Raw genomic sequence first — 25,934 nt, 5'->3', positions numbered from 1 at the left:
CGCTGCCACCACGTAAGATGGCGCCACACCTGCGCTGTGACTTTACCTGCCTGCTGGCGCTCATAGAAAAATACAAACCCCATGCTCGACGACATCAAGAAAACCCTCTGGGCCACGGCCGACAAGCTGCGCGCCAATATGGACGCGGCCGAGTACAAGCACCTGGTGCTTGGGCTCATTTTTGTGAAGTACATCTCCGACACCTTTGCCGCCCGCCATGCCGAGCTGCACACCCGGCTGACTAGCCCGGAGGATGAGTACTACTACGGCGAGGCCAGCGCCGAGGACATTGCCGCCGAGCTGGAAGACCGCGATTACTACAAAGAGGTCAACGCCTTTTGGGTGCCCGAGCCCGCGCGCTGGGAGGCCATTCGCGCGGCCGCCAAGCAGCCCACCATCGGCAAACACATTGACGACGCGCTGGCTCTGATCGAAGCCGAGAACCCCAAGCTCAAAGGCATTTTGGACAAGCGCTATGCCCGCGCCCAACTGCCCGATGGCAAGCTGGGCGAGCTGGTGGACCTGATCTCCACCATCGGCTTTGGCAGCAAGGCTGAAGAGGCGCGCGACGTGCTGGGCCAGGTCTACGAATACTTTTTGGGCATGTTCGCCAGCGCCGAGGGCAAGCGGGGCGGCCAGTTCTACACACCCGCCAGCATCGTCAAAACCCTGGTGGCTGTGCTTAGCCCCCACCACGGCAAGGTCTATGACCCCTGCTGCGGCTCGGGCGGCATGTTTGTGCAGTCTGAGAAGTTCATCGAGGCTCATGGTGGCCGCCTGGGCGATGTGTCCATCTACGGCCAAGAGGCCAACCCCACCACCTGGCGCTTGGCGGCGATGAACCTGGCCATTCGCGGCATCGACTTCAACCTAGGCCGCGAGCCCGGCGACACCTTTACCCGCAACCAGCACCCCGACCTGCGGGCCGATTTCATCTTGGCCAACCCGCCCTTCAACATCAGCGACTGGTGGCACGGCAGCCTGGAGGGCGACCCCCGCTGGCACTATGGCGACCCGCCCCAAGGCAACGCCAACTATGCGTGGTTGCAGCACATGCTCTACCACCTCAAGCCCACCGGTCGTGCGGGCATTGTGCTGGCCAATGGCAGCATGAGCAGCAGCCAAAACAACGAAGGCGTGATCCGCGCCGCCATGGTCGATGCTGACGTGGTGGAGGTCATGGTGGCCCTGCCCGGCCAGTTGTTCTTCAACACCCAAATCCCCGCCTGCCTGTGGTTCTTGGCCAAGCAGAAACAACGCCAAGGTGAGGTGCTGTTCATCGACGCCCGCAAGCAGGGCCAGATGATCAGCCGTGTGCAAGCCGAGCTGGATGATGCGGCCATTGCCCGCATTGCCGAGACGGTGGCCGCCTGGCGCGGCGAGGTGCCAGCCGGGGCCAGCCTCACCACTTATACCGACGTGCCTGGCTTTTGCCGCAGCGTGCCCCTGGCCGAGATTGCCCAGCACGGCCATGTGCTGACCCCGGGCCGCTATGTGGGCGCCGAAGAAGTGGAAGACGACGACGAAGCCTTTGCCGAGAAGATGCAAAAGCTCACCGAGAAGCTGGGCGAGCAAATGGCCAAGGGCGCGGAGCTGGATGCGCTGATCCGCCAGAAGCTGGGGGGGCTGGGGTATGAGTTCTGAGGTTGGTGAGAACTTGGGGGACTACGTCAGCTTGGTTCGGGGCACAACCTACAAGGGGAATCTGGTGGGAAAGCCAGGGCCAGCGTTGTTGGGCCTAGGCTCGATTACGCCTGGCGGAGGTTTTCGCGAGGAAGACTTCAAGACGTATGGCGGAGATTGCCCCGAAAAGTTGATGTTGGTTCCAGGCGATTTGTTTGCGTCGCTAAAAGGGGCGACCAAAGATGGAAAGATGATCGGCTCTGTTGCCAGAGTGCCTACATCGGTTCCCCTAGGGCGCCTCACCCAAGACACCGTCAAGCTTTGCTTCAAACGAGGCAACCAGGAGGTTGAAAGGTACATCTACTGGCTGCTGCAAACGCCGGAATATCGGGCGTACTGTGCGGGCCGAGCAATGGGAAGTGCAGTTGTTGCTTTGAGCCGAGAGGACTTTTTGTCTTACCCGGTGCCAGAGCTATCGCATGCGAGGCGAGCAGTGGTCGATCTTTTGGAGACCATTGAATCCAGGATGAGGTTACTGCGTCAAACCAACACCACCCTCGAAGTCATCGCCCAATCGCTGTTCAAGTCGTGGTTCGTCGATTTCGACCCCGTGCGTGCCAAGATGGCAGGCCGCGCCCCCGAAGGCATGGACGAGGCCACGGCCGCGCTGTTTCCGGATGCGTTGGAAGAGTCGGCGTTGGGGCTGCTGCCGAAGGGGTGGGCTGTGCAGTCGCTGGACGATATTGCCAGCTATCTCAACGGTTTGGCTCTGCAGAAGTTTCCTCCGACCGGCGTTGATGACTTGCCAGTGATCAAGATTGCTCAACTCCGCAAGGGCGATACGGTCGGTGCCGATAAGGCAGCACGCAATATCAAGCCCGAATACATTGTTCGGAACGGCGATGTGTTGTTCTCTTGGTCTGGCAGTCTAGAAGTTGACATCTGGTGCGGTGGTGAAGGCGCGTTGAACCAACATCTGTTCAAGGTCACCTCGCAGCGATTTCCCAAGTGGTTCTACTACCTTTGGACCAAGCATCATTTAGAGCACTTCAGGCAAGTCGCTGCCAGCAAGGCAACGACCATGGGGCACATCCAGCGTTCACACCTGTCCGCTGCGAAGGCTTTCGTCCCATCCTCCGAAGTGCTGGGTTCCGCCGATCAACTTTTCAGTCCAATACTGGACAGCATTATTGCGAGTGCTATACAAGCTTCCGCACTGTCAGAGTTGCGCGATACCTTGCTCCCAAAGTTGATCTCTGGGCGGGTTCGCCTGCTTGAATTGACGGAGGCCAAAGTTGCCTGAGATCCAAAAGTGGGCCGATATCAAAGCCCCGTTTCTTGGTGGGGCACTCCTATTGGGGAATGGTGCGAGCATGGCTGTTCATTCTGGCTTTGGCTACGCATCACTCCGCTTGGCAGCAGAGCAGCATGGTCATCTGACCTCTGAAGTTGCAGAGATCTTTAAGTCCTTTGAAACAAGCGACTTCGAGTTGGTACTCAGGCGTCTTTGGGAGGCCACGCTTGTCAACAAGGCGCTTGGCGTAGAGCCAGGCAAAGTTGAAGAGGCCTACAGGCAGGTGAGGCGTGCCCTGATAGCGACAGTGCGACAGGTGCATATCAGCTATGAGGACGCGAAGCAGTACTTCGAGCCCATGTCCCAGTTCATGAAGGGCTTCAAAACGGTCTTTTGTCTGAACTACGACCTGCTGGTTTACTGGGCCATGATGGCCAGTCAGCATCCGTTGGGTAACTGGTTCAAGGATTGCTTTCTTGGTGGCGGTCAGTTCTGTGAGGACTGGGAAGTTCTGCGAAAACCATACCGTTCAGAGGGTTCGACGTTGATCTTTTATCCCCACGGTAGCCTTATTACCGCCCGAAGAGCCGCAGACCACACGGAGCGAAAAATCACCGTCGGAGACTTTAGTCGGGACTTGCTTGAGAACATTCTCGGTTACTGGGAAAAGGGTTGGTACGTGCCACTTTTTGTTAGCGAGGGAACCTCGGTACAAAAAAGGAATTCGATAGCAGGATCAAACTATCTGACCCGTGTCTACAGTGAGGTACTCCCGAGATCTGGTGACTCATTGGTCATCTATGGTTGGGCTGCAGCGGAGCAAGACAAGCATATCTGGACCCAGTTGTGCGGGTCGAACTCTCGACTGAGACGAGCAGCTGTATCAGTTTATGGTGGGAACCAATCGGGAGCCCAAGAGATGGAAGATGCCTTGAAAGCCGCAGGAGTGAGCGAGGTTTTTTTCTTCGATGCGGAAAGTCCTGGTTGTTGGATTCATCCCCTGCGCTCGAACACTCATGAGAGTTCGTCCTAGGGACCAAGGGGTCATATCGACTGGATTTCGTTAACCTGCTTTCCCCCAACCTATCAATCCAAAGCGTCAACCCTATGAAGGCTCCCCTCGGCAAACTCGAACGCATCTCCCTGCGCAAGGCCTGGGCCCATGAGGCCGGGGCGTTCACGCCCTGGTTGGCCCAGGCCGCCTTTCCGAGGCAGAAGGTGTTCCGGCCGCGGGTGAGGGAGTTGAGCTGATGTGGACGGAGTTGCACTCTCTGGACGACTTGCAGCGCCTGCGTGAGACCCAGGTGTTGGAGTGCAAGCTGGCCCATGGGCAGAGTGGGCACGGCGAGTTACCCAAGGATTTCTGGCCCACCTACTCCGCCATGGCCAACGCCCATGGCGGTGTGGTGCTGCTGGGCGTGCGGGAGAAGGAGGGAACCTTCAGCCTGGCTGGATTGCGCAACCCCGCAAAGGTGCGAGCCGACCTGTTCAACAACTTGAACAACCCGGGCAAGGTCAGCATCAACCTGCTGACCGATGCGGACGTTCAAGAGCTGCAGATCGATGGCAAGCTGATGCTGTGTATTCGCATCCCACAGGCCACGCGCAAGCAGCGCCCGGTTTATCTCAATGGCCAACCTTTCGGTCACACCTACAAGCGGCTGAACGATGGCGACCGGCAGTGTGATGACGAAACCGTCAAGCGTATGCTGGCTGAACAACTGGAGGACAGCCGAGACACGCGCATTCTCAACCGCTTTGGCCTGCAAGACCTTGAGCCGGAGAGCTTGCAGGCTTATCGCAATGCATTTGCGGTGAACCGGCCTGGACACCCATGGATTGCGTTGGACGACCAAGCCTTTTTGCAGATGCTGGGTGCTTGGCGGGAAGACCGTGCTGCTGGAGAGGCGGGGCTGACGGCGGCGGGCTTGTTGATGTTTGGCCGCTGGCCGGCCATCCCCGAGGCGTTTCCGCTGTACTTTGTCGATTACCAAGAGCGCAGCGCGGAGCCTGACTCTCCGACCCGTTGGTTGGACAGGGTGGTGCCGGATGGCACTTGGTCTGGCAATGTGTATGACTTTTTCCGACGAGTGATTCGCAAGCTGACGGCAGATTTGAAGGTGCCGTTCGTGCTGAAAGACGGTGTGCGTCTGGATGACACCCCTATTCACCAGGCTGTGCGGGAGGCACTGGTGAACTGCCTCATCCATGCCGACTATTCAGACAGGGCTTCGGTGCTGGTGATCAAGTCACCCGCAGGGTTCAGCTTCCGCAATCCGGGGCTGATGCGCGTGCCAGTGGCTCAGGCCTTGCATGGCGGTGCCAGCGATTGCCGAAACCGCACTTTGCACCAGATGTTCCTGCTGATCAATTTGGGAGAGCGGGCTGGTTCAGGTGTGCCTAAGATTCGCAGCGGCTGGGCTGAGGCCGGGCATGCGCTGGCATTGCAAGACAGCTTGGAGCCCTATGAGCACACGGTGCTGGACATGCGGTGGGGGCAGGGACGCAGCCTGAACACCGAAACTTCGGTAGAAACTTCGGTAGAAACTTCGGTAGAAACCTCTCAACGCATCTTGGCTTTGCTGAAGCAGTCTCCCGTCATGACAGCCCGGCAACTGGCCGAGCAGTTCGGTCTCAGCCAGCGGGCCATTGAACTGCGACTGGCCAAGCTCAAAGCAGACAACAAGCTGCGGCGGGTCGGCCCCAACAAAGGTGGGCAGTGGGAGGTCTTGCCATGACCGAAGACCAACTCGAACAAGAAGCGCTGGGCTGGCTGGTGGAGGAGGGCTACACCCACCTGAGCGGCTATGACATTGCGCCCGATGGCCCCGCCGCAGAGCGTGAGCACTTCCGCCAAGTGCTGCTGCCACACCGCCTGCGCGATGCGATCACCCGGCTGAACCCGCACATCCCGCTGCCAGCGCGTGAAGACGCCTTTAAGCAAGTGCAAGACTTGGGCGAGCCGGTGCTGCTGTCGGCCAACCGGCACTTTCATCGTCTGCTGGTGGGCGGCGTGCCGGTGCAGTATCAAAAGGATGGCGAAACCCGTGGTGACTTTGTGCGCCTGGTGGATTGGGCAGATGCTGGGGCCAATGAGTGGCTGGCGGTCAACCAGTTCACGCTGAAAGGGCCGCACCACACGCGGCGGCCGGACATCGTCTTGTTCTTGAACGGCTTGCCGGTGGTGCTGCTGGAGCTGAAGAACCCGGCCGATGAAAACGCCAATGTCTGGAAGGCCTATGACCAGCTTCAGACCTACAAGGCGCAGATCCCGGATGTCTTTCAGTACAACCAGGTGCTGGTGGTGTCGGATGGCTCCGAGGCGCTGATGGGCTCGCTCTCGGCAGATGCCGAGCGCTTCATGGGCTGGCGCACGATTGACGGCGCCACGCTGGACCCGCTGGGCGAGTTCAACGAGCTGGAAACGCTGGTGCGTGGGGCGCTGGCCCCCGCCGTGCTGCTGGACTATCTGCGCTTTTTTGTGCTGTTTGAGGACGACGGCGGCCTGGTCAAGAAGATTGCGGGCTACCACCAGTTTCATGCGGTGCGCGCTGCCATTGAGCAGGTGGTGCAGGCCTCGCGCCCAGGGGGCGCGCCCCATGTTCGCGGAAAGGGCGGTGTGGTCTGGCACACCCAAGGCAGCGGCAAGAGCATCACCATGACCTGCTTTGCGGCGCGGGTGATGCAAGAGCCTGCGATGGAGAACCCCACCATCGTGGTGATCACCGACCGCAATGACCTGGACGGTCAATTGTTTGGCGTGTTCAGCCTGGCCCAAGACCTGCTGCGCGAGCAGCCCGTGCAAGTGGCCACGCGCCAAGACCTGCGCGCCCGGCTGGCCAACCGGCCCTCGGGCGGCATTATGTTTGCCACCATCCAAAAGTTCATGCCGGGTGAGGATGAAGACGCCTTTCCGGTGCTCTCTGACCGCAGCAATATTGTGGTGATCGCCGATGAGGCGCACCGCACGCAATATGGCTTTGAAGCCAAGCTCAAGACGCTCAAGCGCAAGCCAGCCCGTGCGGAGGTGCAGCCCACGGTGCTGACCACGGACGGCGAGCCGAGCAAGGCCCAGCCCGCCAACTTTGCCCCAGCGGGGTATGCGGTGGAGCAAGCCGTGGCCGCCGAGGTGCACAAGTACCAAGCGGGCTATGCACAGCACCTGCGCGACGCGCTGCCCAACGCCACCTTTGTGGCGTTCACCGGCACGCCGGTGTCGGGCGAAGACCGGGACACCCGCGCAGTGTTTGGCGACTACATCCATGTCTATGACATGCAGCAGGCCAAGGAAGATGGCGCGACGGTGGCCATCTATTACGAAAGCCGCTTGGCCAAACTGAGCCTGAAGGAAGACGAGCTGCCGCACATCGACGATGAGGTGGATGAGCTGGCCGAGGACGAAGAAGAAAGCACGCAGGCCAAGCTGAAAAGCCGCTGGGCCGCGCTAGAGAAAGTGGTGGGTGCCACGCCGCGTGTGGCCAGCGTGGCCGCTGACTTGGTGCAGCACTTTGAAGCCCGCAACCAAGCCCAAACCGGCAAGGCCATGATGGTGGCCATGAGCCGCGACATCTGCGTGCACCTGTATGACGAGATCATCAAGCTGCGGCCCGACTGGCATGACCCGGACCCCGAGAAAGGCGCCGTCAAGATCATCATGACGGGCTCGGCCAGTGACAAAGCACTGCTGCGCCCGCACATCTACAGCAGCCAAGTCAAAAAGCGGTTGGAGAAGCGCTTCAAGAACCCCGCCGACCCGCTGCGCTTGGTGATCGTGCGGGACATGTGGCTGACCGGCTTTGACGCGCCTTGCGTACACACGCTGTATGTGGACAAGCCCATGAAGGGCCACAACTTGATGCAGGCCATTGCGCGGGTGAACCGCGTGTTCAAAGACAAGCAGGGCGGCCTGGTGGTGGACTACATCGGCATTGGCAATGAGCTGAAGGAGGCGATGAAGGAATACACCGCCAGCAAAGGCCGGGGCCGCCCGACGGTAGACGCCCACGAAGCCTATGCCCTGCTGGCCGAGAAGTTAGACGTGCTGCGAGCCATGCTGCATGGCTTTGACTACAGCGGCTTTCTCACGGGTGGCCACAAGGTGCTGGCCGGGGCCGCTAACCATGTGCTGGGCCTCAAGACGGAGGGCCAGCGCGACGGCAAAAAGCGCTTTGCCGACACCGCACTGGCCTTGAGCCGCGCCTTCAGCCTGTGCTGCACCTTGGATGAGGCCAAGGCGGTGCGCGAGGAAGTGGCCTTCATGCAGGCGGTGAAGGTGATCCTGACCAAAAAGGACATCACCCAGCAGAAGAAGACCAACGAGCAACGTGAGCTGGCCATTCGCCAGATCATCAGCTCGGCCGTAGTGTCAGACAGCGTGGTGGACATCTTCGACGCCGTGGGCCTGGACAAGCCCAACATCGGCCTGCTGGACGATGAGTTCTTGGCGCAGGTGAAGAACCTGCCCGAACGCAACCTGGCGGTGGAACTGCTGGAGCGCCTTTTGGAAGGCGAGATCAAGACGCGCTTTGCCAGCAATGTGGTGCAGGAGCGCAAGTTCTCAGAGCTGCTGAGCAACGTGATCAAGCGCTACCAGAACCGCTCCATCGAGACCGCGCAGGTGATGGAAGAGTTGGTGGAGATGGCCAAGAAGTTCCGCGAGGCGGCAGCACGCGGCGAGACCCTGGGCCTGAGCGACGACGAGGTGAAGTTCTACGACGCGCTGGCCACCAATGAATCCGCCGTGCGGGAGCTGAGCGACGAGACCCTGAAGAAGATCGCCCACGAACTGACGACCAGCCTGCGCCAAAACATCAGCGTGGATTGGTCTCAGCGCGAGAGCGTGCGGGCCAAGCTGCGCTTGATGGTCAAGCGCATCTTGCGCAAGTATAAGTACCCGCCCGATGCAGCGGACGCTGCGGTGGAGCTGGTGCTAGAGCAGGCCGAAACGATTGGGGATGAGTGGGTGAGCTAGGGCACGGTCCTGCCGGGCAGCTCAGGCACCATAGACCGTCACCCGCTCCGCATCGACCCGCTGGCGCAAATACGGGTTGCGCAGTGCGTGTTCGGTCAGCAAATCAACGGGGCGCTGGAACATGGTTTCCAACCCGTCTTTCAGGGTGAAGAAGGCGTCAGCGGCGCGCTCTATGGGCAACTCATCGAAGGTGACGATGAAATCCAGGTCGCTGCGCTCAGGCGAGAAATCAGCACGCGTGGCCGAGCCAAACAATTCGAGTCGGCGCGCGCCGTGGCGCTGGCACAGCAGTGCCAGCTCGGGTCGGCGGTCCGGAACGAATTGGGGTAAGGCCATGCCCTGGATTCAAGCTGCAGCCAGGGAATTCGTCAAGCGTCGATATTCGCCGCCCTCAACGCATTCGTCTCAATAAAGTCCCGACGCGGCTCCACCTCGTCGCCCATGAGCATGGTGAAGACTTTGTCGGCTTCGATGGCGTCTTCGATCTGCACGCGCAGCAGGCGGCGCACGGTGGGGTCCATGGTGGTTTCCCAGAGCTGGCTGGGGTTCATTTCGCCCAGGCCTTTGTAGCGCTGGCGGCCCACGGCGTTTTCGGCTTGGGTCATGAGCCAGGCCATGGCGGCGCGGAAGTCGTTGCCGCAGGCGCTTTCTTTTTGCTTGTCGCCTTCGCCGCGTTTGACCACGGCGTCGTTGCTCAGCAGGCCCTTGAAGGTGCGGCCTGCGGTGGCCAGCGCTTCATAGTCGCCGCCGTGCACAAAGTCGGGGGTGATGACGCTGCTCTTGATGTTGCCGTGGTGGCGGCGGCTGATGCGCAGCAGGTGCTTGTCGGTGCGCTCGTCAAACACGGCGTCCACGTCGGCGGTGCTGCCAATCTGCAGCAGGGCGGCCTTCAGCGCGCTGGCGCTGCTGGCGGCGGCCTCGGCGTTGTCGAGGTTCAGGGTCAGGCCGTCGGAGATGGCGCGCAGGGCTTCCACGTCCATCCAGTTGGAGAGGCGGTTGATGACGCTGGTGGCGGTGACGTAGGCGCGGGCCAGCTCGTTGAGCTGCTCGCCTTGCAGCACGGGGCGGCCTTCGCCCGGCTCAATGGCGGCGCCGTCCAGGGCCACGCGCATCAGGTAGGCGTCCAGCTCATTGCCGTCTTTCAGGTATTGCTCGTGCTTGCCTTGCTTGACCTTGTAGAGCGGCGGCTGGGCAATGTAGATATGGCCACGCTCGACCAAGTCGGGCATCTGGCGGTAGAAGAAGGTCAGCAGCAGGGTGCGGATGTGGGCGCCGTCCACGTCCGCGTCGGTCATGATGATGATGCGGTGGTAACGCAGTTTGTCGGGGTTGAAGTCGTCGCCCCCCATGCCCTTGCCAATGCCGGTGCCCAAGGCGGTGATCAGCGTGAGAATTTCGTTGCTGGTCAAGAGCTTTTCGTAGCGGGCTTTCTCGACGTTCAAGATCTTGCCGCGCAGGGGCAAGATGGCTTGGAACTTACGGTCGCGGCCTTGCTTGGCAGAGCCACCGGCGGAGTCACCCTCCACGATGTAGATTTCGCACAGCGCGGGGTCTTTTTCTTGGCAGTCGGCCAGCTTGCCGGGAAGGCCCATGCCGTCGAGCACGCCTTTGCGGCGGGTCATTTCACGAGCCTTGCGGGCGGCTTCGCGGGCGCGGGCGGCATCCACAATCTTGCTGCAGATGATCTTGGCGTCGTTGGGGTTCTCCAGCAGCCAGTCGGTCAGCAGGCGGCTGACGATGTCTTCCACCGGCGCGCGCACTTCAGAGCTGACCAGCTTGTCTTTGGTCTGGCTGCTGAACTTGGGCTCAGGCACCTTGACACTGACCACGCAGGCCAGGCCTTCGCGCATGTCGTCGCCGCTGACGTCGACCTTGGCCTTTTTGGCCAGCTCGTTGTCTTCGATGTACTTGTTGATGACGCGGGTCATCGCGGCGCGCAGGCCGGTCAGGTGGGTGCCGCCGTCACGCTGGGGGATGTTGTTGGTGAAACAGAGGACGTTCTCGCTGAAGGAGTCGTTCCACTGCATGGCGACTTCCACGCCCACATTGGTGCCTTGCTCGGAGACCTTGTCGCCCACGGCATGGAAGATGTTGGGGTGCAGTGTCTTCTTGCCCTTGTTCACAAACTCGACAAAGCCTTTGACGCCACCGGCATAGGCGAAGTTGTCTTCCTTCTGGTTGCGCTCGTCGATCAGGCGGATCTTGACGCCGTTGTTCAGGAAGGAGAGTTCACGCAGGCGCTTGGCCAGGATGTCGTAGTGGAACTCGTTGTTCTCTTTGAAGATCTCGGTGTCGGGCAAGAAGTGCACTTCGGTGCCGCGCTTCTCGGTGTCCCCGGTGATGCGCATGGGGCTGGTCATCACGCCGTCGCGCTCTTCCAGCACGCGGTCTTGCGGCACGCCTTGCTTGAAGTCGATTTGGTGGACTTTGCCGTCGCGCCGCACCACCAGGCGCAGCCACTTTGAGAGGCCGTTCACGCAGGACACGCCCACGCCGTGCAGGCCGCCCGAGACCTTGTAGCTGTTCTGGTTGAACTTGCCGCCGGCGTGCAGCTCGGTCAGGGCAATTTCAGCCGCACTGCGCTTGGGCTCGTGCTTGTCGTCCATCTTCACGCCGGTGGGGATGCCGCGGCCGTTGTCGGTGACGCTGATGGAGTTGTCGGTGTGGATGGTGACGACGATGTCGTCGCAGTGGCCGGCCAGGGCCTCGTCGATGGAGTTGTCCACCACTTCGAAGACGAGGTGGTGCAGGCCGGTGCCATCTGACGTGTCGCCGATGTACATGCCGGGGCGCTTGCGCACGGCCTCCAGGCCTTCCAGGATCTGGATGCTGCCTTCGCCGTAGGCGGCGCTGGCTTCGTTGCCGGTGGAGGCGGCCTGGCCTTCTGCAGAGGGCACCTCGCGGCGGGTCACGCCGTCATCGCCGGGCTGGCCAGCAGGGTTTTGCGAGGGGTTCTGGGAGTCACTCATGGGGTCTATCTCTGCGTTTGGGCGCTTTGGCGGATGCAAAAAGCGGCCCTTTTGAAACAGCGAAGCGGGCTCAAAGGGCCCGCTACGTTCAGATCAAGGGGATGGGCATCAAATGCGCATCGGCATCACCACATACTTGAAGCCGGATTGCTCGGGCACGGTGATCAGCGCGGCCGAGGCGCCGTCATGCAGCTCCAGCCGCACCATCTCTTGGCTGATGTTGGCAAGGGCGTCCATCAGGTAGGTGACGTTGAAGCCGATCTCGATGGCCGGGCCGTCGTAGTCGATCTCGATCTCTTCTTTGGCCTCTTCTTGCTCGGCGTTGCTGGAGGCAATGCGCAAGACGCCGGGGTCCACGTTGACGCGCACGCCCTTGAACTTTTCGCTCGTCAAGATGGCGGCGCGCTGCAGGCTGGACAGCAGGGTTTGGCGGCCCAGGGTGATGATGTTCTGGTGGTTCTTGGGGATGACGCGGTTGTAGTCGGGGTACTTGCCCTCGACCAGCTTGGTCACAAACTCCATGCCACTGAAGATGAACTTGGCCTGGTTGCCGGCAAAGCGCATTTCGATCTGGTCGTCCGCACCGCTCTTGCCGTCTTTGAGCAAGCGCATCAACTCCAGCACCGTCTTGCGCGGCAAGATCACCTCTTGCTTGGGGATGTCGGCTTCGAGTTCGGCTTGCGCCAGGGCCAGGCGGCTGCCGTCAGTGGCCACCAGGGTCAGGGTCTTGCCCTCAGCCACAAACAAGATGCCGTTGAGGTAGTAGCGAATGTCGTGCACCGCCATCGCGATGTGGACCTGGTCGATCAGGCTCTTCAGCGTTTTTTGCGGCACGCTGAAGGCGGGGCCAAAATCCACCGCCTCATTCACCAGGGGGTAGTCCTCAGGCGGCAGGGTTTGCAGCGTGAAGCGGCTCTTGCCGCCTTGCAGCGTGAGCTTGGAGGCATTGGCGCTGAGGCTGACGATTTGGTCGGCCGGCAGGGTCTTGAGGATGTCGATGAGCTTGCGCGCGCCCACCGTGGTGCTGAAGGTGCCGCTGTCGCCGCCCAAGGTGGCATTGGTGCGCACCTGGATCTCCAGGTCAGAGGTCGTGAGCTCGATGTTCTCGCCAGTCTTGCGCATCAGCACATTGGCGAGGATGGGCAGGGTATGGCGCCGCTCCACAATGCCGGCCACCGCTTGCAGGGCACCGAGCAGGTCTTGTTGCGGGGCTTTCAGAACAATCATGTCGTCCTCAATCGCTGGTTGTTGCGAAAAGACATTTTCGCTTGTTTTTTCAAGGATTTACGCCGACCTGACGCCAGCGCGTGCTGGGCCGGTCGGGCCAGGCCAGCACTAGCCTTTCAAAGTTTGTTCCAGCACATGCAACTGCTGGTTCAGCTCGGTGTTTTTCTGGCGCTCGCCACCGATCTTGCGCACGGCGTGCAGCACGGTGGTGTGGTCGCGGCCGCCAAAGAGCTCGCCAATTTCGGGCAGGCTTTTTTGGGTCAGCTCCTTGGCCAGATACATGGCAATTTGGCGCGGCCGGGCGATGCTGGCGGGGCGCTTTTTGCTGTACATGTCGGCGACTTTGATCTTGTAGAAGTCGGCCACCGTCTTTTGGATGTTCTCCACCGAGATCTGCCGGTTCTGGATGGACAGCAGGTCTTTGAGGGCCTCGCGGGCCAGGTGGATGGTGATCTCTTTGTGGCTGAACTTGGCGTAGGCCAGCACTTTGCGCAGTGCGCCTTCGAGCTCGCGCACATTGGCGCGCACGTTCTTGGCCACAAAAAACGCCACGTCTTCGGGCAGGGGTGTGCCCTCGGCCTTGGCCTTGGAGAGCAAGATCGCCACCCGCATTTCCAGCTCGGGCGGCTCAATGGCCACGGTCAGGCCGCTATCAAAGCGGCTGGTCAGGCGCTCATCAATGTCCACCAGCCCCTTGGGGTAGGTGTCGCTGGTCATGATGATGTGCGCCTTCTTGGCCAGCAGGGCTTCAAAGGCGTTGAAGAACTCTTCTTGGGTGCGCTCTTTGCCGGCAAAGAACTGCACATCGTCGATCAGCAGCAGGTCGAGCTGGTGGTACTTGGCCTTGAGCTCGTCAAAGGTTTTGCGCTGGTAGTTCTTGACGACGTCGGAGATGAATTGCTCGGCATGCAGGTAAAGCACGCGGGCATTGGGGTTGTCTTTGAGCAGTTGGTTGCCCACGGCATGCACCAAGTGGGTCTTGCCCAGGCCCACACCGCCGTAAATGAACAGCGGGTTGTACATGGCGCCGGGCGCACCGGCCACATGCAAGGCCGCAGTGCGGGCCATTTGGTTGGCACGGCCCGCCACCAGGGTGTCGAAGGTCAGCACCGGGTTGAGGCGGTGGCGGTTGGTCACCGGGGCTTGCGGCAAGGTGCCACTGCGGGCGGGCTCGGCAGCGTCCTCGGTCGGGGGCTCGCTGCCACCCTGACTGGCTTGGCTGGGCACCGGCACGGCTTGTTGGCTGGCCACGGCCATGGCATTGGCCAGCACGCGGGCGGCGCTGTGGGGGCGGCTGGGCAGCGGGCGCACGCCCGCGTTGGCCGGGGCCTCGCGCGGGGCGAGGGCCAGCTCGAGGCGCACCGGCTTGCCGGCGAGTTCACCCAGCACCGCCTCAATGCGGGGGCTGTACTGCGAGCGTATCCAGTCGAGCTTGAATCGATTGGGCACGCGCACGCAGGCCACCAAGCCCTCGGCGCCGGCATCAGAGATGTCGGCCGGGGGCAGTGGGCGGATCCAGGTGAGAAATTGCTGTTCAGGCAGTTCGGCTGCGAGTCGGTCGCAAGCACCCTGCCAGAGGTCTAGGCTCATTGTGGACAAGTTCTTTTAGAGCGGGCGGATTCTATGCGCGGTTTGCGCCTCCCAGGACGAGGTTATCCACAGTTTTTGGCCGCAGGTCAAGTCGGTTTAACAATGGTTGCCAAAGTAGCCCCCAGTTCACAGCTGTTTGACCGGCCGGCCAGAATTTGCTTTAATAGTGGGTTTCCCGGAGCGCGGGAGGGCTTAGCTTTGACGCTTGAGCCCTGGCAGGGGTTCGGCTTTGCAGGTGTGCTGGCCAAGGCTTTAGCTTTTAGGCTTTGGCTTTTGGCAGTGCGGGTGCAAGGACTAGGGTCTTCGTCGCTGTGCTCGGGTGGGGTGGGCCTGTTGTTGGCCACACCTGTTCCCTATTTTCTTTCAAGGTACTAGAACCATGAAGCGCACCTATCAGCCTTCCAAGGTCCGCCGCGCCCGTACGCACGGCTTCCTCGTCCGCATGAAGACCCGTGGTGGCCGTGCTGTGATCGCCGCGCGCCGCGCCAAGGGCCGCAAGAAGCTGTCGCAGGTCTGACCTTCGCGTCATGATCGGCCGCATCGTGCGTCCGGCCGATTTCGAACGGGTGCTGTCCGCACATCAGCGGTCAAAGAGCACTCACTTCGCTGTTCACTATTTGGCTGGCGTGCCCTCGCGGGCTGGCCCAGTGGCGGCGAAGGCGGCTGATTCACCGGTTTTCCCGCAGTTGTCCCCCGAGTTATCCACAGGCGAGCTGCCCGTCAGCACCCCTGCTGTGGATGATGCAGGTCAATGGTTGGGTTTGGTGGTGCCCAAGCGGCACGCCAAGCGTGCGGTCACTCGCACGCTGATCAAGCGTCAGGTGAGAGCCGCCATGGCTTTGCATGCCTCTGAACTACCTGCAGGTTTGTGGGTGGTTCGCTTGCGGGCGCCGTTTGATCGGCAACAGTTTCCCAGCGCTGCTTCGGCCGCGCTGCGCGCGCTTGCGCGTGAGGAATTGACCACCTTGTTCCACCGCGCTGCGCATTCGCCGCTGCCGCCCAGCTCGGGGCGCAAGCCTTGGGGTGGTCGTGGCAAAGCGAAAGCAGCCTCGGCGGGTGCACCGACCGATGTCGCCGCGTCCTGAGCCCAGCACATTGGCATGGCGTGACCTGCCGCGTCGGCTGGTCGCGCTGCCGGTGCGTGGCTATCGCTTTTTCCTCAGCCCCTGGCTGGGCAGCGCTTGCCGCTTCGAGCCCACCTGCTCTCGCTATGCCCTGCAGGCGTTGGAGCAGCACGGCGCCTTGGCGGGCAGCTACCTGACGGCCGCGCGTTTGCTGCGCTGTCACCCCTGGTGCAATGGCGGGCGCGACGATGTGCCCACCCAGCGCCCGCGTTTGTTCTCTCACCTGCTGGCCCATGCCAGCCGCCCTGTGGTGGCTGAGCCTGAGCCCAGCAACGATCTTCAGACTTCTTTTTCCAGGCCCAAGCCATGACCGATATGCGCCGCACCCTTTTGTGGGTGGTGTTCACGATGTCACTCATCATGTTGTGGGACGGGTGGAACCGCCACACCGGCCAGCCCACCCTTTTTGGTGCTCCGGTGGCCAAGGCGGCCAGCGGCGCAGCAGCCGCCGGCTCTGCTGCAGGCGTGGCCGCCGCAGGGGGTGCCACGGCCGCCGCTCAGCCTACGGCTCCTGCTGGCCAGCCAGCGGAGCAGATCGTCGTCAGCACCGATGTGCTGAAGGTCACCCTGGACGGTAAGGGCGGCGACATGCGTCGCGCCGAGCTGCTGGGCTACCCCGACAGCGTTGACCCCAAGCGCAACACCGTGCTGATGGACACCAGCGCTGAGCGCACCTACTTGGCACAGACCGGTCTGATCTCGGCCGTGGCCGGTGGCGCTGCGCTGCCGAACCACTTCACCGTGATGACGGCCCAGCCCGGCGAGCGCACGCTCAAGGACGGCGCCAACGAGGTGGTGGTGCGTTTTGAGTCGCCCGAAGTCGGCGGCGTGAAGCTGGTCAAGACCTACACCTTCAAGCGCGGCCAGTACACCGTGGGCGTCAAGCACGAGGTGGTGAACGTGGGTGCAGCGCCCGTGCAGCCGCGTTTGTATTTGCAGTTGCAGCGCGACGGCAATGCCCCGGCGGGTGAGTCGGCGTTCTATTTCACCTTCACGGGCCCGGCGGTCTATACCGACGAGAAGAAGTTCGAGAAGGTGGAGTTCAAGGACATCGAGAAGCGTGCTCCGAATGACAAGCCCGGCCACAACACCAGCTCCAACGATGGCTGGGTGGCGATGGTGCAGCACTACTTCACCTCGGCATGGTTGGTGGCCCCAGGCTCGCCGCGCGAGTTCGCCAGCCGCAAGCACCCCAGCGTGCCCAATTTGTATGAAGTGGCCATGTTGCAAGACCTGGGCGCCATTGCGCCGGGGGCGACCAAGGCCCATGAGTCCACGCTCTATGTCGGCCCACAAGAAGAAAAGAAGCTCGCCGCCCTGGCCCCTGGGCTGGAATTGGTGAAGGACTACGGCTGGTTCACCATCTTGGCCAAGCCGATGTTTGCCGTGTTGCACTGGCTGCACAGCGTGCTGGGCAACTGGGGCTGGTCGATTGTGGCCCTGGTGGTCTTGCTGAAGGCAGCCTTCTACTGGCTGAATGCCAATGCCTACAAGTCCATGGCCAAGATGAAGGCGGTCAACCCGCGCATCATGGAGCTGCGTGAGCGCCTGAAGGACAAGCCCCAGGAGATGCAGCAAGAAATGATGCGCATCTACCGCGAAGAAAAGGTCAACCCGATTGGCGGCTGCCTGCCTATCTTTGTGCAGATGCCTTTCTTCATCGCGCTCTACTGGGTGCTGCTGTCCACCGTGGAGATGCGTGGCGCGCCTTGGGTGGGCTGGATCACCGACCTGTCGGCCAAAGATCCGTACTTCATCCTGCCCATCTTGATGACGCTCTCCAGCTTGCTGCAGGTTTGGCTGCAGCCCGCTCCGGCAGACCCGCTGCAGGCCAAGATGATGTGGCTGATGCCCTTGATGTTCAGCTTCATGTTCTTCTTCTTCCCGGCCGGCTTGGTGCTGTACTGGCTGGTGAATAACCTGCTGTCCATTGCCCAGCAGTGGATGATCAACCGGCAGATGGGCGTGAGCTGATCGTCCCTCGGCCCCCCACCGCAAACCCCCGGCTGCCCCCAGGCACCGGGGGTTTTTGCTAGGGTCTAGGCGCTCAATTGGCCGGCCAGGCGGCCGACAAAGTGCTCAGGGCCCGCACAAGGCCCGCCGTTTCTATGCGGGGAATTGGTCGGCTCAACCCCTCCCACTGAGGTTGTTGGCCCGCCAGGAGGGTGCGCGGCCGTCAGGTGATGAAGCCACGCACCGCCACCCTCCCTCCGCGCCATTTGCCGCATGCCGCCTGCTCAAAATCCGGCCGCAGTGTCATTTTTTTCATATTTCGCACCGACACCCCTTATCTTTCCCGCCGGCCGGACGTAAGCAGATGCATCTGATTCGTTTGGCGATAGAAGGAGTGCTCGCATGGCAATGTCGAAATCTTTGGCCGCCTTGGGCGGCGTGGCGGTGGTCGCTGGGGCGGCTTGGGTCGGCAGTGGTGTGTGGGCCGGCATGAAGGCCGAAGATGCCTTGAAAGCACTGCACACGGCGCCACAGAAGCCGGGCACGGCCTGGAAGATCACCCAGCTCAAGCACGAGCGCGGGCTGCTCAGCTCCAAGGGCGAGGCCGAGGTCAGCTTCACACCGGGCTGTGCTGCCGACGTGGGTGAGGACGAAAAACTGGTCGTCAAGGTGGCCTACACCCTGGCGCATCTCCCTTTGCCGACCGGTGCGGCGCGATTTGACTGGCAGGCCACGCCACAAGGTGACACGGCCGATGCCTTCAAGGAGCTGTTTGGCGCCGCCAATGCCTTGAGCGGGGCCGGCTCGGTGGGCATGACGGGCGCGATCTACACCGACATGAAGCTGCCCGAGGTGGCGATGCGCAAGTCACGCGAGTCGGTGCAGATCACGCCGTCGACCGGCTTTCTGCGCGTCAAAGACAAGGCGCTGGGCTTTGGCTGGAAGATGGAGCGCGCCGTCGTGCGCAGCAGCGGCGAGGCCGTTGAAGTCAAAGACATCGTGCTGGACGTAGACCTGGACAACCGCTTCTTGGGCACCGGCAGCGCCCGCTTTGCGATGGCCCATGTCAGCACCAGCGCCGGCACCATGGAGGGCTTTGAGCTGAGTTCCAAAGCCACGGAAAAAGGGGATAGGCTGGACTTCACCTTCACGCCCTCGATCAAGAAGATCGAAGCCAAGGGCCAGGTGCTCTCCGACATGGCTTTGGAGATGGCCATCAAGGGCCTGGACACCAAGAGCATTGAAACCATCAGCACCCTGTTTGATGCGAGCTGCGGCCTGGACGCGCTGACCGCCGACGAAAGCAAGCGCCTGGGCGACGCCCTGAACACGGTGCTGACCAAGGGCTTCAGCATGGGCATTCCCACGCTCAAGGGCAAGGCCAAGGACGGCAAGATCGACGGCGAGCTGCTGGTGGAGGTGCAAGCGGCCAAGGGCGGCAAGCCTTCGCTGGAAGCACAGCTCAAGTCCAGCGGCCGCTTAGATGTAGGCGGCCAGGCCTTGACGGACGAGCAGCGCAAGATGGCCGTGGGCCTGGGTGCGGCCGTGGAACAAGGCGATGGCCTGCGCGCCAGCTTTGAGTACGCAGACGGCCTGCTCAAGCTCAATGGCCGCTCTATCGACGCTTCGGGCTTCCAGGCCGCGCTGCGCAATGCAGACCAAGCCATTGCGCTTGCGATGGAGACGCTGGGCTCGCACACCAAAGTGGCCAAGGCCCCTGCGCAAGCGCCCGAGCCCAAAGAAGAAGTGATCGCCGAAGCGCCCGCCCAAGCGCCCTCCGCTGCTGCACCCGCCGAGGCGCCCGCCGCACCAACGGCCACGGCGCCTGCTCCCGCACCTGCGGCCGCGGCGGAATGCGACACCCTGAATGCCTGCGTCGCCCAAAGCCTGGCCGCTGCCAAGGCCAATGACGTGGAAGGCGTGCGCAAGATTGCCAGCCGCATTGACGCCTTGCCCAAGCCAGACCTGGGCAACAAGGCTGTCGCCCGTCAGCTCAACACCGCCGCCTTGGAGGCCTTGAAGAAGGAAGACTTTGCGGGAGCGGTGGCCCAACTGCGCCAAGCGCAAAAAGAGAACCCGCGGGATGTGGAGATCGCCGGCAACCTGGGCTTTGCCCTGGTGAAGGCCGGCCAAGCGGGCGAGGCGCAAAACGTGCTCCAAGCCGCATTGGTGCTCGACCCCCGGCGTACCTCGACCTGGACGCCGTTTGCCGAATCCCTGGCCTTGGGCGGCAAGGCCGAGGACGCGAAAGCGGCGCTGTGGATCTCCTTCCAATGGTCGGGCAACCGCGAGAAGTCGCTGGCCTACTACCAAGACCGCGCCGCCAAGGAAACCAACCCGCTGCTCAACGCGCTCTACACCCACATGGCCAAGGTGGCCGCTGCGGCGATGGCCGCGCAACCGGTGGCGGCCCTCTGAGCACAGCGCGATAGCGGACAATCGCGGCTGTGTCACTCAGCCGCCATCAAGACCCCATCGTTGCCATCGCCACGGCCCCCGGACGCGGGGCCGTGGGCATTGTGCGCGCCTCCGGCCGCGACCTGCAGCCGCTGATAGCCGCGCTGATTGGTGCCCCCTTGGCGCCCCGCCAAGCGCGTTACGGGGCGTTCAAGACCGCTGAGGGCGAGGCCATTGACCACGGCTTGGCCCTGCACTTTCCGGCGCCCCACAGCTACACCGGCGAGGCTGTGCTGGAGCTGCAAGCGCATGGTGGGCCGGTGGTCTTGCAACTGCTCTTGGCCCGCTGCTTAGAAGCCGGTGCGGCCATGGGCCTGCGCTTGGCAGAGCCCGGTGAGTTCACGCTGCGGGCCTATCTGAATGACAAGCTCGACCTGGCGCAGGCCGAGGCCGTGGCCGATTTGATCGACGCCAGCACCGAGGCTGCGGCGCGCTCGGCCAGCCGCTCTTTGGGCGGGGCGTTCTCCAAAGAGATCGACGCCTTGGCGGAGCGCATCGTCAACCTGCGCATGTTGGTGGAGGCGACGCTGGACTTCCCCGAGGAAGAAATCGACTTCCTCGAGAAGGCCGATGCTCGCGGCAAGCTGCAGCGCGTGCTGGCCCAACTCGAGGCGGTGCAGTCCCGCGCGCGCCAAGGTGCCCTGCTGCGCGAGGGCCTGCGCGTGGTGCTGGCGGGCCAGCCCAACGTGGGCAAAAGCTCGCTGCTCAATGCGCTGGCCGGGGCCGAGCTGGCCATCGTCACGCCTATTGCGGGCACCACGCGCGACCGGGTCAGCGAGACCATCCAAATCCAAGGCGTGCCCGTGCATGTGACCGACACCGCAGGCTTGCGCGACGACGCCGACGCCAGCGACGACGTGGAGCGCATTGGCGTGGCGCGCAGTTGGGAGTCGATTGCCAGCGCGGATGCGGTGTTGTTTCTGCACGATTTGACCCGTCTGAATGACCCCGATTACCAAGCGGCGGAAGCTCGCATTGCGCAGCGTCTCTCTCAGGTGGACCGCAGTCGCCTGATCCAGGTCTACAACAAGGCTGATGCGCCCCAGGAGGCGGCTGCAGTCGCCCAGGCTCACAGCCAGGGTGGCGCGGCGCTGATGCTCTCGGCCCGCACCGGCCAAGGCCTGGAGGCTTTGCGCCAGCTCTTGCTGGAGCGGGCCGGCTGGCAAGCCGCACCTGAGGGCGTGTTCATTGCCCGCAGCCGCCATGTCAATGCGCTGGGTCGCGCCCGCGAGCACTTGGGCTTGGCGGCTGAGCATGCGGCGCAGGCCGATGCAGCGCTGGACTTGTTCGCGGAAGAGCTTCGCTTGGCCCACCAAGCCTTGCAGGAGATCACCGGCCGCTTCAGTGCCGATGATCTCCTGGGAGAAATCTTCACGCGCTTTTGTATCGGCAAATAGAAAACTCTCGCGTCTAGCTGTGAGCCGCCTCCAGCGTGGGATGCCGGCTCCCCTATTGTTGGCTTGCGGCGTCTGGGTACCGCTGCTCATAATCGCGCTCAGTGTTCGCCCTGAACATGCGCATCTTTGCGTGCGGTGGTGTGGGCTTGAGGTTTGTGAGGGAGCCAAGATGGCATTCGACCAAGTGATTCAAGCGGTGCAATCGCTCAATGCGGAAGACAGCTTCAGGCCGCGTTTGGATGCGCGCCAATGGCAGTTGTTGGGCGACTACTTCAACGAAGTCAGCCTGCGCTCGGGCGAGGTCCTGGTGAAGTACCGTGACACCGAGCGCACGCTCTACCTGCTGGAGCAAGGCACGCTGCAGCTTTATGTGCCGGCACCGCCGCAGTCGGGCCGCCGGCCGGTGGCCATCTTGCGTCCCGGCTCCATCGTGGGTGAATCCGCCATGTTTGGTGACGCGCCACGCATGGCGCAGGTTGAAGCCATGTCGCCCTGCACCGTGTGGGCTTTGCCCCGCCACCGCTTGGATGAAATGGCCCTGCGCCAAACCGCGATGGCGCTGGAGGTGCTGCGCAGCTTGGGCGCCGTGATGGTGGCCCGCATGCAAGCGAGCCTGGAGCGCGGCTTGCCTATGGCCTGAGCCAGCGCGCTGGCTCCGAAGGTCCGGGCTCAACCGGTCAAGAGCTTCTTCTCGGCCAAGGCCAGCTGTTCCGGCTTGCCGGCCAACACCAAGGTGTCGCCACCGGCCAGCATCAACTCATCCTGAGGGTTGATGACCCGGCCATCGGTGCGCCGCACCGACACCACATTCACGCCCAGCGCGTGTAAGGCTTGATGGGCCAAGGTCTGGCCCACGCAGGCCGCGGCCAGCGGCAGCGGCACGCTGTGCAGCCGGGCTTGCTCCAGTTCTTCGGCGGTGTCGTCATCAGCGCCATGAAAGTAGCCACGCAGCAGGCTGTAGCGGGCATCCCGGGCGTCCCGCGTCAGCCGGATCACCCGCCGCATGGGCACACCCACCAGCGCCAGCGCATGGCTGGCCAGCATCAGCGAGCCTTCCACCGCTTCGGGCACCACCTCGGTGGCACCGGCAGCACGCAGGGCTTCCAGGTCGCTGTCGTCGATGGTGCGCACCACCACCGGCACCTGAGGGGCGTGCTCCCGCACCTGCTGCAAGATCTTCAGCGCCGAGGGGGTGTCGTGGTAGCTGATGACCACGGCGCTGGCGCGGGCCAAGCCCGCCGCCATCAAGCTTTGCAGGCGCGCGGCGTCGCCAAACACCACGCTTTGCCCAGCCGCCGCAGCCTGGCGCACGCGGTCAGGGTCCAGGTCCAGCGCCATATAGGGGATGGCTTCTTTTTCCAGCAAGCGCGCCAGGTTTTGGCCACTGCGGCCGTAGCCGCAAATGATGACGTGCGCCTCGGTGCGCATGGCTTTTTTGGCGATGGTGGTCAGCGCCACCGATTGCATCATCCAGTCGCTGGCGGCCAGCCGCACCACGATGCGGTCGGCGTACATGATGATGAAGGGCGTGGCCAGCATGGACAGCACCATGGAAGCCAGCACCGGGCTCATCCACTGCGGCGCAATGAGCTGGTGCTCGGCGCCCAGGGTCAGCAGCACAAAGCCGAACTCACCGGCTTGCGCCAAATACAGACCCGTTCGAATGGCCACACCGGTGGGCGCTCGAAACGCCCAGGCCAAGCCCGTCACCAGCACGGCTTTGGCCAACACGGGCAGGGTGGTCAGCAGCAGCACCAACAGCCACTCATCCAGCACAGGGCGCCAGTCCAGCTTCATGCCAATGGTGATGAAGAACAGGCCCAGCAGCACGTCATGGAAGGGCCGGATGTCGGTTTCCACCTGGTGCTTGAACTCGGTTTCGGCGATCAACATGCCGGCGACAAAGGCGCCCAGTGCGAGGGACAAGCCCGCATGTTCGGTGAGGTAGGCCAAACCCAGCGTCACCAGCAGCACGTTCAGCACAAACAGCTCTTCGCTCTTGCGCCGCGCCACCAGCGTCAGCCAGCGCCGCATCACCCGCTGCCCGCCCACCAAGAGCACCGTCAACAGCAGCGTGGCTTTGAGCAAAGCCAGGGCCATGGAGCTGACCATGTCTTCAGGCGAGGAGTTCAAGGCCGGGATCAACACCAGCAGCGGCACCACCGCCAAGTCCTGGAACAGCAGCACGCCGATGACGCGTTTGCCGTGCTCGCTCTCGAGCTCTAGGCGCTCGGCCATCATCTTGACGACGATGGCGGTCGACGACATGGCCATTGCGCTGCCCAGCACCACCGCGCCTTGCCAACCCAGCTCCCAGGGCCGGGTGGTGACGCTGAACAGCCAGATCAACGCCGTGTTGCCCACCAGGGCGCCCAGTATGGTCAGCACCACTTGGCTGAGCCCCAAGCCAAACACCAGGGTGCGCATGCTGCGCAGCTTGGGCAGATTGAACTCCAGCCCGATGACGAACATCAGAAAGACCACGCCAAACTCGGCCAGGTACTTCACCCCAGCAGAGTCCTTGGCCAAGGCCAGGGCATTGGGGCCGATCAACACGCCCACCACCAGATAGCCCAGCATGGGCGGCAGACGCATCAATCGGCAAGCGACCACGCCGGCCACGGCGGCGATGAGGTAGAGCAGCACCAATTCAAGCGTCGTGGCCAATCCGGAAACCCTTTCTCTGTCGCCTTCTAGAATCCCCCTATTCTCAACCAGACACCCGCCTGTGAAACCACTCACTGCTCAAGAAGCTGACCGCGCCTTGGAACTGGCGCGCCGCACCATTGACATCGAGGCTCAAGCCTTGCTGGGTGTGCGCGATTTGCTGGGCCAAGACTTTGTGCAAGCGGTGCAGGCCATCTTGGCCATTCGCGGCCGCGTGGTGGTGATGGGCATGGGCAAGAGCGGCCATGTGGGCCGCAAGATTGCCGCGACCTTGGCCTCTACCGGCACCCCGGCCTTCTTCGTGCACCCCGGCGAGGCCAGCCATGGCGATTTGGGCATGGTGGCGCCCGGCGATGTGGTGCTGGCCATCTCCAACTCGGGCGAGAGCGATGAGATCAACGCCATCCTCTCGGGGCTGCGCCGCTTGGGCGTGGTCTTGGTGGCGCTCACTGGGCGGCCGCAGTCGACCTTGGCCACCCATGCGGACCATGTCTTGCTGTGCACCGTGCAGCAAGAAGCCTGCCCCTTGAACCTGGCCCCCACGGCCAGCACCACGGCGCAAATGGCATTGGGTGATGCATTGGCAGTGGCCTTGCTGGATGCGCGTGGCTTCCGCGAAGAAGACTTTGCCCGCTCGCACCCTGGTGGCGCGCTGGGCCGCAAGCTGCTGATGCATGTGCGCGACCTGATGCGCTCGGGCGAGCAAGTGCCGCGTGTCTTGGCTGATGCGTCCTTCTTAGAGGTGGTGCATGAGATGTCGCAAAAGGGCTTGGGCGCGACAGCGGTGGTGGAGCCTGTGAACGGCGGCGACCGCATCCTGGGCATCTTCACCGATGGCGATTTGCGCCGCCTGATCGAAACTGGCGCCGACCTGCGCGCCTTGAAGGCCAGCGAGGTGATGTTTGCCCGGCCCAAGACGGTGCGCGCCGATGCGCTGGCCGCTGAAGCGGCCACCTTGATGGAGCAGCACCGCATCACCAGCTTGCTGGTGGTGGACGAGGCCGAGCGCCTGTGCGGCGCCATCAACACCAACGACCTGATGCAGGCCAAGGTGATTTAAGAGAACCCCATGCGCGAGATCACCACCCCCGCCCTGCGGTTTGAACCCGAGTTGTTGCTCAAGGCCCAAGGCCAAGGCTTGGGTGTCAAGCTGGCCATTTTTGATGTGGACGGCGTGCTCACCGATGGGCGGCTCTTCATTGGCGAGGGCGGCGAGGGATTCAAAGCCTTTCATGCGCTGGACGGCCACGGCCTCAAGCTCTTGGCCCAAGGCGGCATCTTGCCGGTGGTGATCACTGGCCGAGACTCCCCGGCCGTGCGGCGGCGCGTGGCCGACCTGGGCCTGACCCATGCGCTGTTTGGCGTCAGCGACAAGCTGGCGGCCGCCCAGCCCTTGCTCGACGCCCAAGGCATTGACTGGGCCGATGTGGCCGCCATTGGCGACGACTGGCCGGACTTGCCGCTGCTGTGCCGGGCGGGTTTTGCCGCTGCCCCGGCCAATGCCCACCCAGAGGTCAAGGCGGTGGCTGACCATGTCAGTGCCTTGCGCGGCGGTGAAGGCGCAGCCCGCGAGTTTTGCGACCTGCTGCTGGTGGCGGCGGGCCGCTATGAGCTCCTGCTGCGCGGCCACCTGCAGACCTTAGATGGTCGCTGAGCTGCGGC

At 62.8% G+C, this 25,934-nt stretch carries 20 protein-coding genes; 15 read left to right on the top strand and 5 right to left on the bottom strand.

The genetic code is table 11. The features are described 5' to 3' along the window. Window positions 1-81 precede the first annotated feature (81 nt). The 6 genes from KAK11_RS02615 (at window position 82) to KAK11_RS02590 (ending at window position 8,888) form a co-directional block, all read left to right on the top strand. Window positions 82-1,644, top strand: coding sequence for a class I SAM-dependent DNA methyltransferase (locus KAK11_RS02615; protein ID WP_210805842.1), 1,563 nt, complete (start codon window positions 82-84; stop codon window positions 1,642-1,644). Then, window positions 1,634-2,926 carry a restriction endonuclease subunit S gene (locus KAK11_RS02610; protein WP_246498234.1) on the top strand — a complete coding sequence of 431 codons (1,293 nt, stop codon included), beginning with the start codon at window positions 1,634-1,636 and terminating at the stop codon, window positions 2,924-2,926. Before KAK11_RS02615 ends, KAK11_RS02610 begins: the two co-directional genes overlap by 11 nt. Further along, the gene (locus KAK11_RS02605; RefSeq protein ID WP_210805840.1) at window positions 2,919-3,950 is read left to right on the top strand and encodes a DUF4917 family protein; all 1,032 of its coding nucleotides are present in this window, start codon (window positions 2,919-2,921) and stop codon (window positions 3,948-3,950) included. The genes KAK11_RS02610 and KAK11_RS02605 overlap by 8 nt, the downstream gene beginning before the upstream one ends. Window positions 3,951-4,024: 74 nt before the next feature. Then, window positions 4,025-4,168, top strand: coding sequence for a hypothetical protein (locus KAK11_RS02600; protein WP_210805838.1), 144 nt, complete (start codon window positions 4,025-4,027; stop codon window positions 4,166-4,168). After that, window positions 4,168-5,655 (top strand): DUF8451 domain-containing protein, encoded by a 1,488-nt coding sequence (locus tag KAK11_RS02595; protein ID WP_210805836.1) that lies wholly within the window; start codon window positions 4,168-4,170, stop codon window positions 5,653-5,655. The genes KAK11_RS02600 and KAK11_RS02595 overlap by 1 nt, the downstream gene beginning before the upstream one ends. Continuing rightward, window positions 5,652-8,888 carry a type I restriction endonuclease subunit R gene (locus KAK11_RS02590; RefSeq protein WP_210805834.1) on the top strand — a complete coding sequence of 1,079 codons (3,237 nt, stop codon included), beginning with the start codon at window positions 5,652-5,654 and terminating at the stop codon, window positions 8,886-8,888. Before KAK11_RS02595 ends, KAK11_RS02590 begins: the two co-directional genes overlap by 4 nt. Window positions 8,889-8,909: 21 nt before the next feature. Here KAK11_RS02590 and KAK11_RS02585 read toward each other — a convergent pair whose 3' ends face one another. The 4 genes from KAK11_RS02585 to dnaA form a co-directional block, all read right to left on the bottom strand. Further along, the gene (locus tag KAK11_RS02585) at window positions 8,910-9,224 is read right to left on the bottom strand and encodes a nucleotidyltransferase family protein (protein ID WP_210805832.1); all 315 of its coding nucleotides are present in this window, start codon (window positions 9,222-9,224) and stop codon (window positions 8,910-8,912) included. A gap of 32 nt (window positions 9,225-9,256) precedes the next feature. Then, window positions 9,257-11,857, bottom strand: coding sequence for a DNA topoisomerase (ATP-hydrolyzing) subunit B (gyrB, locus tag KAK11_RS02580; protein WP_210805830.1), 2,601 nt, complete (start codon window positions 11,855-11,857; stop codon window positions 9,257-9,259). Between the two features lie 108 nt (window positions 11,858-11,965). Then, window positions 11,966-13,084 carry a DNA polymerase III subunit beta gene (gene dnaN / locus KAK11_RS02575; RefSeq protein WP_210805828.1) on the bottom strand — a complete coding sequence of 373 codons (1,119 nt, stop codon included), beginning with the start codon at window positions 13,082-13,084 and terminating at the stop codon, window positions 11,966-11,968. Window positions 13,085-13,192: 108 nt separating this feature from the next. Further along, entirely contained in the window at window positions 13,193-14,674 is a 1,482-nt protein-coding gene (gene dnaA / locus KAK11_RS02570; protein ID WP_210805826.1) for a chromosomal replication initiator protein DnaA, read from the bottom strand. A gap of 379 nt (window positions 14,675-15,053) precedes the next feature. On the opposite strand from dnaA, the gene rpmH reads away from it, so the two are divergent. The 7 genes from rpmH (at window position 15,054) to KAK11_RS02535 (ending at window position 22,245) form a co-directional block, all read left to right on the top strand. Further along, window positions 15,054-15,191, top strand: coding sequence for a 50S ribosomal protein L34 (gene rpmH / locus KAK11_RS02565; protein ID WP_210805824.1), 138 nt, complete (start codon window positions 15,054-15,056; stop codon window positions 15,189-15,191). A gap of 169 nt (window positions 15,192-15,360) precedes the next feature. Further along, entirely contained in the window at window positions 15,361-15,759 is a 399-nt protein-coding gene (locus KAK11_RS02560) for a ribonuclease P protein component (RefSeq protein WP_375140660.1), read from the top strand. A 25-nt stretch (window positions 15,760-15,784) separates the two neighbouring features. Beyond that, window positions 15,785-16,108 carry a membrane protein insertion efficiency factor YidD gene (yidD, locus tag KAK11_RS02555; protein ID WP_210806633.1) on the top strand — a complete coding sequence of 108 codons (324 nt, stop codon included), beginning with the start codon at window positions 15,785-15,787 and terminating at the stop codon, window positions 16,106-16,108. Further along, window positions 16,105-17,772 (top strand): membrane protein insertase YidC, encoded by a 1,668-nt coding sequence (gene yidC / locus KAK11_RS02550; protein WP_210805819.1) that lies wholly within the window; start codon window positions 16,105-16,107, stop codon window positions 17,770-17,772. The genes yidD and yidC overlap by 4 nt, the downstream gene beginning before the upstream one ends. 381 nt (window positions 17,773-18,153) lie before the next feature. Next, window positions 18,154-20,169 carry a DUF945 family protein gene (locus KAK11_RS02545; RefSeq protein WP_210805817.1) on the top strand — a complete coding sequence of 672 codons (2,016 nt, stop codon included), beginning with the start codon at window positions 18,154-18,156 and terminating at the stop codon, window positions 20,167-20,169. 29 nt (window positions 20,170-20,198) lie between these two features. Next, entirely contained in the window at window positions 20,199-21,605 is a 1,407-nt protein-coding gene (gene mnmE, locus KAK11_RS02540; protein WP_210805815.1) for a tRNA uridine-5-carboxymethylaminomethyl(34) synthesis GTPase MnmE, read from the top strand. A 169-nt stretch (window positions 21,606-21,774) separates the two neighbouring features. Further along, window positions 21,775-22,245, top strand: a complete 471-nt coding sequence (locus KAK11_RS02535; RefSeq protein WP_210805813.1) for a Crp/Fnr family transcriptional regulator — start codon at window positions 21,775-21,777, stop codon at window positions 22,243-22,245. A 29-nt stretch (window positions 22,246-22,274) separates the two neighbouring features. Here the strand turns inward: KAK11_RS02535 and KAK11_RS02530 are convergent, their stop codons facing one another. Continuing rightward, window positions 22,275-24,272, bottom strand: coding sequence for a monovalent cation:proton antiporter family protein (locus tag KAK11_RS02530; RefSeq protein ID WP_210805811.1), 1,998 nt, complete (start codon window positions 24,270-24,272; stop codon window positions 22,275-22,277). Window positions 24,273-24,333: 61 nt separating this feature from the next. On the opposite strand from KAK11_RS02530, the gene KAK11_RS02525 reads away from it, so the two are divergent. Both KAK11_RS02525 and KAK11_RS02520 read left to right on the top strand, forming a co-directional pair. Then, window positions 24,334-25,332 carry a KpsF/GutQ family sugar-phosphate isomerase gene (locus KAK11_RS02525; RefSeq protein WP_310737731.1) on the top strand — a complete coding sequence of 333 codons (999 nt, stop codon included), beginning with the start codon at window positions 24,334-24,336 and terminating at the stop codon, window positions 25,330-25,332. 9 nt (window positions 25,333-25,341) lie between these two features. Then, the gene (locus KAK11_RS02520) at window positions 25,342-25,926 is read left to right on the top strand and encodes a KdsC family phosphatase (protein WP_210805809.1); all 585 of its coding nucleotides are present in this window, start codon (window positions 25,342-25,344) and stop codon (window positions 25,924-25,926) included. The last annotated feature ends 8 nt before the right edge of the window (window positions 25,927-25,934 follow it).

Source organism: Ideonella paludis (assembly GCF_018069865.1).
GTDB classification, from domain to species: Bacteria; Pseudomonadota; Gammaproteobacteria; order Burkholderiales; family Burkholderiaceae_C; genus Ideonella; species Ideonella paludis.
This window is presented reverse-complemented; position numbering and strand designations above follow the sequence as displayed.